Genomic DNA, 16435 nt, shown 5'->3' on the forward strand with positions numbered 1-16435 from the left:
GCAAGCTATGGCAGGTAGACGCCAGATGTAATCTTTTCGACATCATTTGTCGCCACGCGTTCACCGGACCGGCGGTCTACGGCATGGGCGGAGGACCCGCACGGTGGGCGCGCCGCCGCGCGGCGGTGATCTTCCAGCCGATCGCGATCCCGGCGGCGAGCAGCGGCAGCAGGAAGAACGCCACCCGCTGGTCGTCGTCGGCGAACGGCATGAGCAGCACCACCAGCGCCAGGAACGCCAGCGTCGCCCAGTTCGTGTACGGCGTGCCCGGCATCCTGAAGGGCGAGACGTGCCCGCGCCGGCGCAGCCGGAGCTGGCAGTAGACCAGCGTCCCCCAGGTGGTGATCACGCCGAGCGAGGCCACCGCGGTGGCGATGTTGAACGCGCGCTCGGGCACGTAGTAGAACAACGCCACCCCGGCCAGGAAGACGGCGGCCGTCAGCAGGATGCCCCCGATGGGGACGTGCCGCCCGCTGAGCCGCGCGGCGAACGCGGGCGCCTCGCCCTTCGTCGCCATCGAGCGCAGGATACGGCCCGTGGAGTAGAGGCCGGAGTTGCACGACGACATGGCGGCGGTGATCACGATCAGGTTCATGGCGTCGGCCGCCCACGGCACGCCGAGGCTGGCGAAGAACGTGACGAACGGCGAGTTGTCGGCGCTGTAGGCGGTCCAGGGCAGCACCATCGCCAGCAGGATGACCGAGCCGACGTAGAAGACGGCGATGCGCCAGATGACGCCGTTGATGGCCTTGGGCATGACCTGGCGGGGGTTGGCGGTCTCCCCGGCCGTGATGCCGACCAGCTCGATGGAGGCGTACGCGAAGACCACGGCCTGCAGGCTCATCAGCACGACGCCGAAGCCGTTGGGGAAGAAACCGCCGTGCGCGACGAGGTTGGCCGGGGTGGCCGCGCCCACGGAGAACAGCACCGCGCAGAGTCCGACCACGAGGAAGGTGATGATCGCCAGCACCTTCAGCAGCGCGAACCAGAACTCCAGCTCGCCGAAGAGCCGCACCGACAGCAGGTTGACCACCAGCACCAGGCCCAGGGCGAGCAGCGCGGTGGCCCAGGTGGGGAAGTGGGGCGCCCAGCGGTGGACGTAGGTGGCGATCGCCGTCAGTTCGGCGATGCCGGTGAAGGCCCAGTTGATCCAGTACATCCAGCCGCTGGCGAAGGCGGCCCACGGGCCGACGAACTCGTCGGCGTAGTCGACGAACGAGCCGGACGTGGGCCGGTAGAGCACCAGTTCGCCCAATGCCCGCATGACGAAGAAGGCCGCCAGGCCGGCGGCGGCGTAGGACAGCACCAGCGCGGGCCCGGCCGCGGCCAGCCTGCCGCCCGCGCCCAGGAACAGGCCGACCCCGATCGCGCCGCCGATCGCGATCATCTGGACGTGCCGGTTGCCCAGCGCGTGGGTGTAGCCTTCGTCCGTCTGCACTGTGTGAGCCTTCCGTCGCACTCCGTCATGGCGACGATATCCACGCCGGTGGCCGCGGCCAGAGGGGCGCGCCGTCGTGCGGCTCCGGTGGCCGCCCCCGAACTGTCGGTGCGGACTACTAGAGTCGGAGCGCACGCCACGTCCGTCCGGGAGGCGCCGCTCCATGTCGTCCAGCGACTCGTTCGTCCATCTGCACGTGCACACCGAGTACTCCATGCTCGACGGGGCCGCGCGGCTCAAGCAGATGTTCGGACAGGTCGGGGAGCTGGGCATGCCCGCGATAGCCATCACCGATCACGGCAACATGCACGGCGCCTACGACTTCTACCGGCAGGCCACGGCGGCCGGCGTGAAGCCGATCATCGGCATCGAGGCCTACGTCGCCCCCGAGATGAGGCAGAACAAACGGCCCGTGCTGTGGGGCGAGCCCCACCAGAAGAGGGACGACGTCTCCGCGGGCGGCTACTACACCCACATGACGATCTGGGCGCGCGACAAGACCGGCCTGCACAACCTGATGCGGCTGTCCTCACGCGCCTACACCGAGGGCTTCCACCGCAAGTGGGCCCGCATGGACGCCGAGATCCTGGCCGAGCACGCCGGCGGCCTCATGGCCACGACCGGCTGCCCGTCCGGCGAGGTGCAGACCAGGCTCAGGCTCGGGCAGTACGACGAGGCCGTGAAGGCGGCGGCGAAGTTCCAGGAGATCTTCGGCAGGGAGCACTACTTCCTGGAGATCATGGACCACGGCCTGGAGATCGAGCGCCGCGTCCGCGACGGCCTCGCCAGGATCGGCCAGGAGCTGAACATCCCGCCGCTGGTGACCAACGACTCCCACTACACCTACGAGTCCGACGCCGCCTCCCACGACGCCCTGCTCTGCGTCCAGACCGGCAAGCAGCTGTCCGACCCCGACCGCTTCCGCTTCGACGGCTCCGGCTACTTCATCAAGTCCGCCGACGAGATGCGCGCGGTCGACTCCTCCGAGCTGTGGGCGGAGGGCTGCCGCAACACGCTGGTGGTGGCCGAGAAGGTCGACGCGAGCGGGTTCTTCGAGCACAAGAACCTCATGCCGGCCTTCCCCGTCCCCGAGGGGATGACCGAGGAGCGATACTTCCGCCAGGAGGTCTGGAAGGGCCTGGAGCGCCGCTTCCCCGGCGGCGTCGACGAGGAGCACCGCTCCTGGGCCGAGAACGAGCTGGGCGTCATCGTCCAGATGGGCTTCCCGAGCTACTTCCTCGTGGTCGCCGACTTCATCATGTGGGCCAAGAACAACGGCATCCGCGTGGGGCCCGGCCGGGGCTCGGCCGCCGGATCCCTGGTCGCGTACGCCCTGGGCATCACCGACCTCGACCCGATCCCGCACGGCCTGATCTTCGAGCGCTTCCTCAACCCCGAGCGTGTCTCCATGCCCGACGTCGACATCGACTTCGACGAGCGCCGGCGCGCCGACGTGATCCGCTACGTGACCGAGAAGTGGGGCGCCGACAAGGTCGCCATGATCGCCACGTTCGGCACCATCAAGGCGAAGGCCGCCATCAAGGACGCCGGCCGCGTCCTGGGCTACCCCTACGCGCTGGGCGACCGGGTCACCAAGGCCTTCCCGCCCGCCGTCATGGGCAAGGACATCCCGCTGTCGGGCATCTTCGACAAGGACCACCCGCGCTACCCGGAGGCCGGCGAGCTGCGCAGGCTCTACGGCGAGGACGCCGACGTCAAGGCGACGATGGACCTCGGCAAGGGCCTGGAGGGGCTGATCCGGCAGACCGGCGTGCACGCCGCCGGCGTCATCATGTCGTCGGAGGTCCTGACCGACTACGTCCCGATCATGCGCCGCGACTCCGACGGCGTGATCATCACGCAGTTCGACTACCCGACCTGCGAGACGCTCGGCCTGCTGAAGATGGACTTCCTGGGCCTGCGCAACCTGACGATCATCGACGACTGCCTCAAGGCCATCGAGTCGGCGACCGGCGAGGCGATCGAGCTGCTCGACCTGCCGCTCGACGACGTCAGGACGTACGAGCTGCTGGCGCGCGGCGACACCCTCGGCATCTTCCAGCTCGACGGCGGCGGCATGCGCTCGCTGCTGCGCCTGATGCGCCCCGACAGCTTCGAGGACATCTCCGCCGCCCTCGCGCTCTACCGCCCCGGCCCGATGGGCGCCAACTCCCACACCAACTACGCGCTGCGCAAGAACGGCCAGCAGGAGATCACCCCGATCCACGAGGCGCTCGAAGAGCCCCTGCGCGACATCCTCGACACGACCCACGGCCTGATCGTCTATCAGGAGCAGGTCATGGCCATCGCGCAGAAGGTCGCCGGCTACTCGCTCGGCGGCGCCGACCTGCTGCGGCGCGCGATGGGCAAGAAGAAGAAGTCCGAGCTGGACAAGCAGTACGAGTTCTTCGACAAGGGCATGAAGGACAACGGCTACCCGGCCGCCGCCGTCAAGGCTCTGTGGGACATCCTGCTGCCCTTCTCCGACTACGCCTTCAACAAGGCCCACACCGCCGGCTACGGCCTGGTCTCCTACTGGACCGCCTACCTCAAGGCCAACTACCCGGCCGCGTACATGGCCGCCCTGCTCACCTCGGTCAAGGACGACAAGGACAAGTCGGCGCTCTACCTCAACGAGTGCCGCCGGATGGGCATCAAGGTCTTCCCGCCGGACGTCAACGACTCCGACTTCGACTTCACCCCGCGCGGCACCGACATCCGCTTCGGTCTGTCGGCCATCCGCAACGTCGGGGGCAACGTCGTCGACGGCATCATCGGCGCGCGCAGGCAGAAGGGGCGCTTCGCCGACTTCAAGGAGTTCCTGCGCAAGGTCCCGGCGGTCGTCTGCAACAAGCGCGTCATCGAGTCGCTGATCAAGGCGGGCTCCTTCGACTCGCTCGGCCACGTCCGCAAGGGCCTGGTCATGGTGCACGAGCAGGCCGTCGACGCGATCATCGACATCAAGAAGAACGAGGCCATCGGCCAGGACTCCCTGTTCGGCGCCATCGAGGGCGGCGAGGACCAGACCTTCGACGTGCAGATCCCGGTGGGGGAGTGGGACAAGAACACGCTGCTGCAGTTCGAGCGGGAGATGCTGGGCCTGTACGTCTCCGACCACCCGCTGTTCGGCGTCGAGCACGTCCTGGCCTCCGGCGCCGACTGCTCGATCGCGGCCCTGCAGGACGACGGCCGCGCCGACGGCCAGGTCGTCACCGTCGGCGGCATCCTGTCGGGCGTGCAGCGCAAGGTCACCAAGAAGGGCGACACCTGGGTCCTCACCCAGCTGGAGGACCTCGAAGGCGCCATCGAGGTCATGATCTTCCCGTCGGCGTACCTGCTGTGCTCGACGATCCTGGCCGAGGACGCGATCGTCTTCGTCAAGGGCCGCATCGACAAGCGCGAGGACGTCGCGAAGATCGTCGCGATGGAGGTGACCGCGCCCGACCTGACCCGGGAGGCGGGCGGGCCGCTGACGGTCAGCCTGCCGCTCGGCCGCTGCACGCCGCCGGTCGTCGCCCGCTTGAAGGAGATCCTGATCGCCCACCCCGGCACCTCCGAGGTGCGCCTCCAGGTGCATCACGGGCCGAAGACGACGGTCCTGCGGGTCGAGGACCGGTTGCGGGTCACGCCGTCGCCGTCTCTGGTGGGCGATCTCAGGGAGTTGCTCGGTCGGGCGTGCATCGGAGGTTAAGAAACCTTCCTAACTAACTTGACACGCTCGTTGCCGCTTGCCACGATCACCGGTAAGCGGCTCGGCGCGGCCCCGCCAGGGGTGACGCGCTCAGCGAGGAAACCACCCGCTGTCCCGGCTGCTCAACGGATCATGCCCAGATCTCGCCCCCCAGGAGATTCGCCATGTCCAGAGCACGCTGGTCTCTGCTCTCCGTCCTCGTCCTGATGGCCGGGTTGTTAACCCCGGCCACCGCCACCGCCACTACCGCCTCCGCCGTCGTCGAGACCCTGCTGTCGCAGGGCAAGCCCGCCTCGTCCTCCTCCAAGGAGGGCACCTCCTACAGTTCGGGCAAGGCCGTCGACGGCAACTTCACCTCCACCCGCTGGGCCTCCCTGGAAGGCAGCGATCCCCAGTGGATCCGCGTCGACCTGGGCAGCGTCCAGCAGATCTCGCGGGTCAAGCTGTTCTGGGAGGTCGCCTACGGCAAGGCGTACCAGATCCAGGTCTCGCCCGACGCCGCCACCTGGAGCACCGTCTACTCCACGACCTCGGGCGACGGCGGTCTCGACGACCTGACCCTCACCGCCTCCGGCCGCTATGTGCGCATGTACGGCACCGCCCGCGGCACCTCCTACGGCTACTCGCTGTGGGAGATGCAGGTGTTCGGCGGCACCCCCGACCCCGGCGGCCCCTCCTTCACCGTCGCCGCCGCCGGCGACATCGCCGAGCAGTGCACCTCCGGTTCCTCCTGCATCCACCCCAAGACCGCAGCCCTGGTCGAGTCCATGAACCCCGAGTTCGTGCTCACCATGGGCGACAACCAGTACGACGACGCGCTGCTGTCGGACTTCCGGAACTACTACGACAAGACGTGGGGCCGGTTCAAGTCCAAGACGCGCCCCTCGCCGGGCAACCACGAGACCTACGACCCGGCGGGCCCGCTGGCCGGCTACAAGTCGTACTTCGGGTCCATCGCCTATCCGCAGGGCAAGCCGTACTACAGCTTCGATCGCGGCGAATGGCACTTCATCTCCCTCGACTCCAACTCCTTCGACAGCCAGACCCAGCTCGACTGGCTCAGCGCGGACCTGGCCGCCAACACCAAGCGGTGCGTGGCCGCCTACTGGCACCACCCGTTGTTCAGCTCCGGTTCGCACGGCAACGACCCGGTCAGCCGTCCGGTCTGGCAGCGCCTGTACGCCGCCGGCGCCGAACTCGTCCTCAACGGGCACGACCACCACTACGAGCGATTCGGGCCCCAGAGCCCGACCGCGCAGGCCGACCCCAACGGCATCGTCGAGATCCTCGGCGGGATGGGCGGGGCCTCGCCGTACAACATCGAGAACGTCCAGCCGAACAGCCAGAAGCGGCTCACCAACACCTTCGGCGTCCTGAAGCTGAACTTCACCGACACCACGTTCGCCTGGCAGCTCATCGGCGTCGACGGTTCGGTCAAGGACACCAGCCCGACCTACACCTGCCACTAGATGTACGTGTCGATCCGCGGCACCATGCTCACCCGCGCCGTGCCCGCCAACGTGGTGGCGCTCGGCGCGGTGAGCCTGGTGACCGACATCTCCTCAGAAATGATCACAGCGGTGCTTCCGCTGTACCTCGTGGGGACGCTCGGGCTCAGCCTCGTGCAGTTCGGCGTCCTCGACGGCCTCTACTTCGGCATCACCGCCGCCGTACGCCTGGCCGGCGGCCACGCCGCCGACCGCTGGCGGCGCCGCAAACTGGTGGCGGGCGTGGGCTACGCCCTGTCCGCCGCCGCCAAGGTGGGACTGCTCGCGGCCGGCGCCTCCGTGGCGGCGCTGGGCGCGGCCATCGCCGCCGACCGCACCGGCAAAGGCCTGCGCACCGCGCCCCGGGACGCGCTGATCACGTTGAGCGCGCCGCCGGAGGGGCTCGGCTCCGCCTTCGGCGTCCACCGCGCGATGGACACCGCCGGCGCCTTCCTCGGACCGCTGGCCGCCTTCGGCGTACTGGCGGCGACCGGCGGCGCCCACGACGCCGTGTTCGTGACCAGCTTCTGCGTCGCGATGCTCGGGGTCGTCCTGCTCGCCGCCCTGGTCCGCGACCGCCGCGGCCCCCTGGCCCCCCGGCCGTCGCTGCGGGCGGCGGTACTGCGCGACCGCGCGTTCCTGCGGGTCTGCGCGGCCGCGTGCCTGCTCGGGCTGGTCACCGTGAGCGACGCGTTCGTCTACCTCATGCTGCAGCGGCGGCTGGGATTCGCCCCAGAACTCTTCCCCCTGCTGCCGTTGGGGACGGCCGGGGTCTATCTGCTGCTGGCCGTCCCGTTCGGCCGCCTTTCCGACCGGTACGGCAGGGCCGTCGTCTTCCTGGGCGGGCACCTGGCGTTGCTGGGGGCGTACCTGGTGCTGATGGGGCCGGGCTGGCTCGTGCCCGTCCTGGTGCTGCACGGGGCGTTCTACGCGGCGACGGACGGGGTGCTGATGGCCCTGGCCGGCCCGATGCTCCCGGAAACCCTGCGAACCAGCGGCCTCGCCGTACTCCAGACGGGGCAGGCGGCGGCCCGAATGGTCTCCTCGATCGGGTTCGGCGTGTTGTGGACCGGGTTGGGCGCGGGACAAGGCCTGCTGGTGATGGCAGCCGGACTCGTCATATCGATCATCATCGCCTGGAGAGTCCTATGACCCCCAACCACCCCACACCCCTCACCCCCACCCCACCCACCCCAACCCCCACCCCACCCACTCCCACCCCAGCCCCCACCGCATCCGTCCCCGCCTCTCCCACCCCCACCTCCACCGCACCCACTCCCACCCCAGCCCCCACCGCATCCGTCCCCGCCTCTCCCACCCCCGCTTCTCCCGCCTTCGTACCTCCTGCCTCCGGGGCGATCACTCCCACCCCATCCGCTTCCGCACCTCCCGCCTCCGGGTCCCGCGCCTCTGCCCCCTCGGCCCCCACCCCTCCCGCCTCCACGCCTTCTGCCTCCACCCCATCCGCCTCCGGCTCTCCCGACCTCACCTCTTTGGCCTCCGCCACAGATGCCTCCGCCACCCTCGACCGCTCCACCCCCGGCCGGGCCACGCCCTCTGGCCCGATAGCGACCTCTAGCTCCACCCCTGGCCCGACCACCACCCCTGGCCCGACCACCACCCCTGGCCCGACCACCACCCCTGGCCCGACCACCACCCCTGGCCCGACCACCACCCCTGGCCAGGCAGCCACCCTCGGCTCGACTACCACCGACGGCTCGGCGTCCACCGATGGCCTGGTGACCACCTCGGGCCCGGTGAGCACCTCAAGCCCGGCAGGTTCCGGCGGACCGGTGGTTGCGCGGGGAGAGGGTGGGGCTGCTGAGGCAGGGTTTGGTGGGCAGGTGGGAGCGGACGCCTACCTGGTGGTTGGTAGGGGGGAGGTGGCTACCGACCAGGTGGTAGGGGGTTCTGGGGGGAAGGGTGGGGTCCGGCGGGTGGCGGCGGTTGTTCTGGCGGTCGTGGTGCTGGCCGGGGTGGCTGTGGGGTACGCGAGCTGGGCGGCGGCGAAGAAGGAGGGGCCGGCGGCCTCGGCCGTGGATCCGGGGAGGGCTGGGCAACTGGTGGTCCGGAGTTCGGGGCGGGTCGCGGCGGTGCCGATCGGGGATCCCGCGGCGGCGCCGGCCGTGAGCGCCACCAAGTGCGACCGGAACTACACGGCTGCCGGGACGACCATCTGCCTGGTCACTCGCCCCGGTGCGCCTCCCACCACGGACGCGATCATTCTTGACCGTTCGATGCGTGAGGTCCGCAAGGTACGGCTGGCCGGAATCCCCAGCCGGGCCAGGATCTCGGCCAGCGGGCGGATGGCGTCGTGGACGGTGTTCGTGACCGGTGACTCCTACAACAGCGGCGGCTTCTCCACCTGGAGCGGCATCCTGGACATCAAGACCGGCTACGTGGTCACCAACATCGAGGAGATCCCGCTACGCATCGACGGCCGGCGCTATTACTCCGCCGACGTCAACTACTGGGGCATCACCTTCGCCGCCGACGACTCCCGCTTCTACGCCACGCTGTCGACGAAGGGCAAGACGTACCTGGTGGAGGGCGACTTCACGAACTGGCGCGCACGTACGCTCCGCGAGAACGCCGAATGCCCCTCCCTCTCCCCGGACGGCTCCACCCTGGTCTACAAGAAGCGCGTCAAACCCGGCCCGTGGCGCCTGCACGCCCTCCACCTCGCCACCGGCCGCGAAACGCCACTGGCCGAGACCGCCTCCATCGACGACCAGGCGGCGTGGCTGGACGAGCGCACCGTGATGTACGCCAAGGGCAAGGACATCTGGTCCGTCCCCGCCGACGGCACCGGCACCCCCCACCTCCTCACCCCCAACGCCTCCTCCCCCTCCGCCATCCACTAACCACCCCGCCCCTCGGCCCCTCCCCGGCCTCTCCGGCCCCCCGTTCTCGCCTCCGCCTCTGGCCGGCCCACCCCGCGTCCGCGTCTCCGGCTCACCCTCGCGTCCCGCCGCGCCATCCCGCGCCGCCCATGGGAGCCCATTTCGCGTTGTGCGGGGTGCCTGCGGTAGCCGTGAGGTTCTGTCGTGCTGCGCCTGCTCGCGCGTGCCGTCGTGCTGTGGACGGCGAATGTCTCGGAGCGCGCCTCGGGCAGGTTGCGGTCCGTCGGCGATGGTGGCCGCGTTGGGCTGGGCCGCGTGGCGATGATGCGCGGGTCGCGGTTGCGCCGTGCGTGAGTCATGGGTGCGGCGCCATGGGCCGCGGTCGGTTGGCGGCGGGCCGGGCGCGGGGTGGGGGCGCGGCGTCAAGCTGAGCGGCGGGGCGGCCGCGGACCCGAGGCGCGGATGGCCGCTAACGCGGGCCAAGGCATGGGTGGGGTGTGTGCCGGGGCGGGGTGCGCGTGGGCGGGGGTTCTTACAGGTGGGCGCGTAAAGCGGTGGTTAACGTAATTTCCGTACGTATACCGATATCGATACGGATATCCCGTCAAGCTGTCCAGTCTTAGTGTCAAGCCGCCACACCCCCCATCCTCCACGCCGGCCCGCCCACACCGGCGGGCCAGCGTGGACGGACCCCTGAAAGGACTGGCGAGTGAGACGCAGATCCGTCCTCGCGGCAGTCGCCGGGCTGGCCGTCACGGCCGCCATGGTGATCAATCCGGCCGCCGCAGCGGCGCCCCCCGGCGTCAACCCCCAAAAGAGCCTGACCGCCTCAGACCCGAAGAGCCTCGCCGCCACCGCGGCCGATCGGGCCGTTGCCAGCGGGCTGGACGAATTACGCAAGGGCCCTGATGAGACGTACTGGCGCCGGGCGGTCACGCCTGGCGCCAGTGGCATGTTCTACGTGTCCTACGACCGCACCTACAAGGGCCTGCCGGTGGTCGGCGGCGACGCCGTCGTCGTGACCGACTCGCAGGGCCGGGTGCGTGACACCACCGCGGCCTCCGGCGCGGCGCCGGCCGATCTCGCGGTTCAGCCCGTGGTCAGCGCCGAGCGCGCGGCCCGGGTGTCGAAGAGCCGCCTGTCGCGGGTGGACGTCACCGGTACGCCCCGCCTGGTCGTGCTGGCCTGGGGCGAGCGGCCGACGCTGGCCTGGGAGACCGTGGTGGAGGGCGTCGCCGCCCGTAAGCCGAGCAAGCAGCACGTCTTCGTGGACGCCCGCACCGGCAAGGTGGCCGACCACTACGACGAGGTCAAGGCCGGCACCGGCAACGGCTACTACTACCCGAACGTGACCATCGACACGAGCCAGTCCGCCGGCACGTACCGGATGGTCGACACCACTCGTCCCGGCATCCAGTGCGGCGGTCAGAACGGCCAGCCGTACACCGGACCGGACGACGTCTGGGGCAACGGCTCCGGAACGAACCTGGAGACCGCCTGCGTGGACGCCCTCTACGGCGCCCAGCGCGAGTGGGACATGCTGCGTGACTGGCTCGGCCGCAACGGCATCGACGGCGCCGGCCGCGGCTTCCCGGCCCGTGTCGGCCTGGCCGACGTCAACGCGTACTGGAACGGCAGCTACACCAACTTCGGCCGCTCCCAGGACAACCAGCGCCAGGTCACCCCGATCGACGTGGTCGGCCACGAGTACGGCCACGCCATCTTCCAGACCACGCCCGGCGGCGCCGGTTCCGGCAACGAGAACGGCGGCATCAACGAGGGCACCGGCGACATCTTCGGCGCTCTGACCGAGCACTACGCCAACCACCCGAACGACCCGCCGGACTACGAGGTGGGCGAAGAGGTGAACCTGGTGGGCGACGGCCCGATCAGGTACATGTTCGACCCGTCGCGCGTCGGCGACCCGAACTGCTGGTCGACCGCGATCCCGAACACCGAGGTGCACGCGGCGGCCGGTCCGCTGAACCACTGGTTCTACCTGCTGGCCGAGGGCAGCGCGCCCGGCGGCGGCAAGCCGAACAGCCCGATCTGCTCCGGCGGACCGAGCTCGGTGACCGGCATCGGCATCCAGAAGGCCGGCAAGATCTTCATGGGCGCCCTGGCCCGCAAGACCTCGTCCTGGCGTTACGCCGGCGTCCGTTCGGCCTCGCTGGCCGCGGTGGTCGAGCTGTACGGCGCCAGCAGCGTCGAGTGCGCCACGACGAAGGCGGCGTGGAACGCGGTGAGCGTGCCGGTGCAGAGCGGTGAGCCCACCTGCCAGCAGCCCGGCCAGGACTTCTCCATCTCCACCAACCCGGCGACGGGGACGGTCCAGCCGGGTCAGACGGCCACGACGACGGTCGGCACCCAGACCACGTCGGGCGCCGCGCAGACGGTCAACCTGACCGCCTCCGGCGTGCCGGCCGGCGCCAGCGCCTCGTTCAACCCGGCGTCGGTGACCAGCGGAGGCAACAGCACGCTGACGATCACGACCAGCGCGTCGACGCCGCAGGGCGCCCACACCATCACGGTGACGGGCACCGGCCAGACCGCCACGCACACGGCCACCTACCGGCTGACCGTGGGCACCCCGACGGTGGACCCGCCGGACATCAGCCTGACGAACGTCAAGGCGCACCTCTCGCAGTTCCAGACGATCGCCACCAACAACGGCGGCAACCGCAGGTCGACCGGCGCCGGCTACACCGCCTCGGTCTCCTACGTGGAGCAGAAGCTCCAGGCGGCCGGCTTCGAGGTACGCCGCGTGGCGTGCGGTTCGACCTGTACCTCCGGGGCGGGCCCGAACCTGATCGCCGACTGGCCGGGCGGCGACGCCAACCAGGTCATCATGGCCGGCGCGCACCTCGACGGTGTCTCGGCGGGACCGGGCATCAACGACAACGCCTCCGGCTCGTCGGCGCTGCTCGAGGTCGCCCTGACGCTGGCGGCGACGCGTCCGAACATGCTCAAGCACGTCAGGTTCGGCTGGTGGAGCGACGAGGAGCAGGGTCTCAACGGCTCCGAGGGCTACGTGGCCACGCTGAACCAGACCGAGCGGACCAAGATCCAGGTCTACCACAACTACGACATGGTGGGTTCGCCCAACGGCGGCTACTTCATCAACAACATCAACACCACCGCCGCCCAGCACCTGAAGGCGTTCTACGACCGGCTGAACCTGCAGCCGGAGGAGAACACCGAGGGCGCCAACCGCTCCGACGACGCCTCCTTCCGCAACGCGGGCATCGCGACGTCGGGTGTGGCGGCGGGCGCCAGCTACACCAAGACCCAGGCGCAGGCGGCCAAGTGGGGCGGCACGGCCGGACAGGCCTATGACCGCTGCTACCACGCCGCGTGCGACACTTCCGCCAACATCAACGACACGGTCCTCGACCGCGCCTCCGACGCGTCGGCCTGGGCCATCTGGAAGCTCGCGGTAGGCACCGACAACCCGAACCCGCGCGACTTCTCGATCGCGGCCAACCCGTCGTCCGGCACCGTTCTGGCCGGCAACTCGGCGACGACCACGATCAACACGCAGACGACGGCCGGCACCGCGCAGACGGTCAACCTGACCGCCTCCGGCCTGCCCGCCGGCGCCAACGCCACCTTCAACCCCGCCTCGGTCACCTCCGGCGCCAGCTCCACGCTGACGATCACCACCAGCACGTCGACCCCGACGGGCAACCACACGGTGACGATCACCGGCGCCGGTGAGACCGCGACCCGCACCACGGCGTTCACGCTGAACGTGACGGGCGACACGGGCGGCCGCACGTTCCGCAACGACACCGACTACCAGATCCGTGACTTCACCTACATCCAGAGCCCGATCACCTCGACGGCGACGGGCACGGCGCAGTCCCCGGTGACGGTCACGGCCACCAGCACCCACACCTGCCTGGAGGACCTGGACATCTGGCTGCGTGGCCCCAACGGCACGTGGCGTCAGATCAGGGCCGCCGGCGGCACGTCCTGCTCGGCCTTCGGCACCCGGACCTGGTCCGTGCCGGTGACCCAGCAGGCGAGCGGTCAGTGGGTGCTCTACATCGAGGACGTCTACGCCCAGGACCAGGGCGTTCTCGACTGGTGGAGCATCAAGGTCTGATCACCCGGGTCCCGGCCGCTCGGCGGCCGGGACCCCTTCAGCCGCGAGCGCGGACACGACCTCCGTCCGCGAGCGCACTCCGAGTTTGCGCAGGAGGGTCGCCACGTGAGTCTCGACCGTCCTGCGCGACAGGAACAGCACCTCCGCGATCTCCTTGTTGGTACGGCCCAGCGCCACCAGCCTGGCCACCTCCCGCTCCCGCGGCGACAGGACGCCGTCGCTCTTGCGCCGCACGGTCGGGATGGCGACGCCGCACTCGCGCAGCGCGTGCCGGCAGCGGGCGGCGTCCCGGGTGGCCCCCAGGGCGGCGAAGCGTTCCGCGGCCTCGGCCAGCGCGGTGGCGGCGGCCGTACGGTCGCCCAGGGCGAGGTTGGAACCCGCTTCGGCCTCTCCGGCGCGTGCGGCGGCGTAGGGCTGCGGCATGGCGGCGTAGCCGGCGCGGGCCAGCGCGAACCTGGCGGCGGCGGCCTCGTGCCGGCCGGCGGCGGCTTCGAGCGTGCCGCGGGCCAGGTCGAGCGCGGCGGCGCTGGAGGGCGCGTGCCTGCCCACGACTCCTTCGGCGAAGCCCGCGGCCAGGTCCGCGGCCTCCTCGGCCATCCCGCCGCGCAGCAGGGCGTTGACCGCGGGGACCAGCAACTGGTCACCCCAGACCCACAGGCCCTTGCCGCGCAGCCGTTCCACCGCGCGCACCGCCTCCACCACGGCCGGGGCCTCCTCGCCGCGGGCCAGGTGCAGCTCGATGAGGCCGCCGCTGGCGGCCAGCGCGAGCGGCAGGTAGCCGGCGTGCGGTTCGTCGAGGCCGGCGGCGTGCAGGTGGGCGGCGGCCTCGGACCACTCGCCCGAGGCGAGCGCGAGGCGGCCGATGACGAAGTGGGCGTCCAGGGTCGCGACCGGGGTCTCCTCGAACTGCTCGATCGCGGTCGCCGCCCTGGCGCCCAGGCCCTCCCAGCGTCCGGTCAGCCAGGCCAGGCGCAGGTCCACCCCTTCGGCCAGATTGGCGTGGAAGAAGGCGCCGGTCTCCTGGGCGAGCATGCGGCCGCGGCGGCCGAGGTCGTCGGCCTCGCCGTACAGGCCGAGGGTGGCGGCCAGGTCGTAGAGGTTGCAGTAGGCGCGGGCGACCTGCCTGCGCACGGCGGCCGAGGGGTCGGAGGCCGGCAGGCGGGCGATGAGCTTACTCGCATCGGGGGTGCCCATCGCCATGGCCAGCGCCGCCCTGTTGCCGAGCACGGCCGCGCTCACCTCGGGGTCGTCGGTGGTCGCGACCAGTTCCTCGGCGCGGACCATCCACTTCTCGTGCACGGCCAGGGGTTCGGTGCCCCACCAGGGCATGGCCAGCCCGGCCAGGCCCCTGGCCGCCAGCGCGGGGCGGTCGTCCAGTTCCTCCACGGCGGTCAGGATCACCGGCGGCCCGGTGACCATGTCGCCCATCTGGGCGAACAGGATGAGGCCGAGGGCCAGCCTGGCCTGGCCGCGCAGGTCGCGGGAGAGCGTGTTGTCCGTGAGCACCTGCTTGAGCAGCCGGGTCACGCGGGGCACCGACAGCCCGGCCACGGCCAGGCGGCCCATGGTCAGCACCAGCGCGACGCGTTCCGAGCCGGGCAGTCCCGGGTCGGCGACCATCTCCTCCAGGAGCTGGATCGCCAGCGCCACGTCACCGAGGGCGGCGGCCCGCTCGGCGGCGGCGGTGCCGTAGCGCAGCCAGGCGCGGGTGTCTCCGGACCTGCGGGCGTGGAAGGTGAGCTGGACGAGCGAGGGCGGGTCCTCGCCGGACAGGGCCCGCACCGCGCGCTCGTGGGCCATCCTGCGGTCGGGGCCGGGGATGGTGTCGTAGACGGCCTCCTGGGCGAGGGCGTGGCGGAAGCCGTACCGGTTGCCGGGGTATTCGTGCAGGACGCCGAGGGCGAGCGCCTCCAGGAGGCCGCCCCCGTCGCCGGCGACGGCGGCGAGCTGCGGCTCGCCCGAGGGCAGGCGGAGGACGGCGGCCGCCCGGACGGTGCCGAGCGCGGCGGGGGAGAGCCTGGCCAGCTGCTCGGTCATGGACTCGCGCAGCAGCAACGGCACCCCGGCGTGTTCCAGGGCCTCGGGGCTGCGGTCGTCGCCGAGCGAGCGCACGACCTCCTCGACCAGGAAGGGGATGCCCGAGGTGCGTTCGTGCAGGCGGGAGGCGAAGGCGGAGGGCAGGTCGTCGCGGCCCAGCAGGCCCGCGGCCAGCGTGCCGACGTCGCGCGCGTCGAGCGGGCCGAGCGGGATGACGACGGTGGTGGCCTCGGGGGCGTGGCGGTAGGCGGAGCCGAGCGGCAGCCCGGCGGCGGGCAGGTCGCGCCTGCGGTAGGTCATGACTAGCGACAGTCCGTCCGGCGGCCGGCGGCGCAGGAAGCGCAGCAGATCCTGGGTGCCGTCGTCGGCCCAGTGCAGGTCCTCGACGACCAGGACGGTCGGCCCGGCGGCGTCCAGCAGGCCGTGCACGGCGCGGAAGAGGCGGTGGCGCTCGGCGTCCGGGTCGGTGAGGGGCGCCGGCGCCACGGGTAACACGTCGCTCAGCTCGGGCAGATGGCCGCGCAGCGCACCGGTGACGGGATTGAGCTTGTCCGGGTACGGCAGGCGGCCCATCAGGTCGCGTAACGCCTCGAAGACCGGCCCGTAGGGGAACGGCTCGCGCAGCTGATGGCAGTGCCCGAGCAGCAGGCTGCGCCCGGACGCACGGGCGTGGACGGCCGCCGCGTGCACCAGCGTGGTCTTGCCGATGCCCGGCTCACCCTCCACCAACGCCACGGACGGGGGAGCCGTCATCGCCTCGCGCAGCGAGTGAAGTGCGGCGTCCCGTCCGACTAAACCTGGCCAATCGCGCATGAATGACTCCGAACGGCT

General features: G+C 71.0%; 9 protein-coding genes. 6 read left to right on the plus strand and 3 right to left on the minus strand.

The genetic code is table 11. The features are described from left to right. Positions 1–76: 76 nt before the first annotated feature. Entirely contained in the window at positions 77–1438 is a 1362-nt protein-coding gene (locus ACIBI5_RS12950) for an amino acid permease (protein WP_397246214.1), read from the minus strand. Between the two features lie 163 nt (positions 1439–1601). Between ACIBI5_RS12950 and dnaE the strand changes: the two genes are divergently transcribed. The 3 genes from dnaE to ACIBI5_RS12965 all read left to right on the plus strand — a co-directional run bounded on the left by dnaE (position 1602) and on the right by ACIBI5_RS12965 (position 7768). After that, the gene (gene dnaE, locus ACIBI5_RS12955; RefSeq protein ID WP_397246216.1) at positions 1602–5129 is read left to right on the plus strand and encodes a DNA polymerase III subunit alpha; all 3528 of its coding nucleotides are present in this window, start codon (positions 1602–1604) and stop codon (positions 5127–5129) included. Between the two features lie 164 nt (positions 5130–5293). Beyond that, positions 5294–6598, plus strand: coding sequence for a discoidin domain-containing protein (locus tag ACIBI5_RS12960; RefSeq protein ID WP_397246218.1), 1305 nt, complete (start codon positions 5294–5296; stop codon positions 6596–6598). After that, entirely contained in the window at positions 6599–7768 is a 1170-nt protein-coding gene (locus ACIBI5_RS12965; protein WP_397246221.1) for an MFS transporter, read from the plus strand. Here ACIBI5_RS12965 and ACIBI5_RS12970 read toward each other — a convergent pair. Beyond that, positions 7746–8381 carry a hypothetical protein gene (locus tag ACIBI5_RS12970; RefSeq protein ID WP_397246223.1) on the minus strand — a complete coding sequence of 212 codons (636 nt, stop codon included), beginning with the start codon at positions 8379–8381 and terminating at the stop codon, positions 7746–7748. The two genes, ACIBI5_RS12965 and ACIBI5_RS12970, sit on opposite strands and share 23 nt — an antisense overlap. A 172-nt stretch (positions 8382–8553) precedes the next feature. On the opposite strand from ACIBI5_RS12970, the gene ACIBI5_RS12975 reads away from it, so the two are divergent. From ACIBI5_RS12975 to ACIBI5_RS12985, 3 genes are all read left to right on the plus strand, one after another. Then, positions 8554–9480, plus strand: coding sequence for a TolB family protein (locus tag ACIBI5_RS12975; protein WP_397246225.1), 927 nt, complete (start codon positions 8554–8556; stop codon positions 9478–9480). A gap of 183 nt (positions 9481–9663) precedes the next feature. Continuing rightward, on the plus strand, positions 9664–9813 hold the full coding sequence (locus ACIBI5_RS12980) for a hypothetical protein (RefSeq protein ID WP_397246227.1): 150 nt from the start codon (positions 9664–9666) through the stop codon (positions 9811–9813). 355 nt (positions 9814–10168) lie between these two features. After that, positions 10169–13567: a M28 family peptidase gene (locus ACIBI5_RS12985; RefSeq protein WP_397246229.1), complete on the plus strand. Its 3399-nt coding sequence runs from the start codon at positions 10169–10171 to the stop codon at positions 13565–13567. Here the strand turns inward: ACIBI5_RS12985 and ACIBI5_RS12990 are convergent, their stop codons facing one another. After that, positions 13568–16417: an ATP-binding protein gene (locus ACIBI5_RS12990; RefSeq protein WP_397246231.1), complete on the minus strand. Its 2850-nt coding sequence runs from the start codon at positions 16415–16417 to the stop codon at positions 13568–13570. Positions 16418–16435: the final 18 nt, after the last annotated feature.

The organism is Nonomuraea sp. NPDC050540, from assembly GCF_044457485.1.
GTDB lineage: Bacteria > Actinomycetota > Actinomycetes > Streptosporangiales > Streptosporangiaceae > Nonomuraea.

Bases quoted from the DNA above. Each gene is read 5' to 3' on its own strand.
- ACIBI5_RS12990 (WP_397246231.1), bottom strand. From the start codon at position 16,417: ATGCGCGATTGGCCAGGTTTAGTCGGACGGGACGCCGCACTTCACTCG.
- dnaE (WP_397246216.1), top strand. From the start codon at position 1,602: ATGTCGTCCAGCGACTCGTTCGTCCATCTGCACGTGCACACCGAGTAC.
- ACIBI5_RS12965 (WP_397246221.1), top strand. From the start codon at position 6,599: ATGTACGTGTCGATCCGCGGCACCATGCTCACCCGCGCCGTGCCCGCC.
- ACIBI5_RS12960 (WP_397246218.1), top strand. From the start codon at position 5,294: ATGTCCAGAGCACGCTGGTCTCTGCTCTCCGTCCTCGTCCTGATGGCC.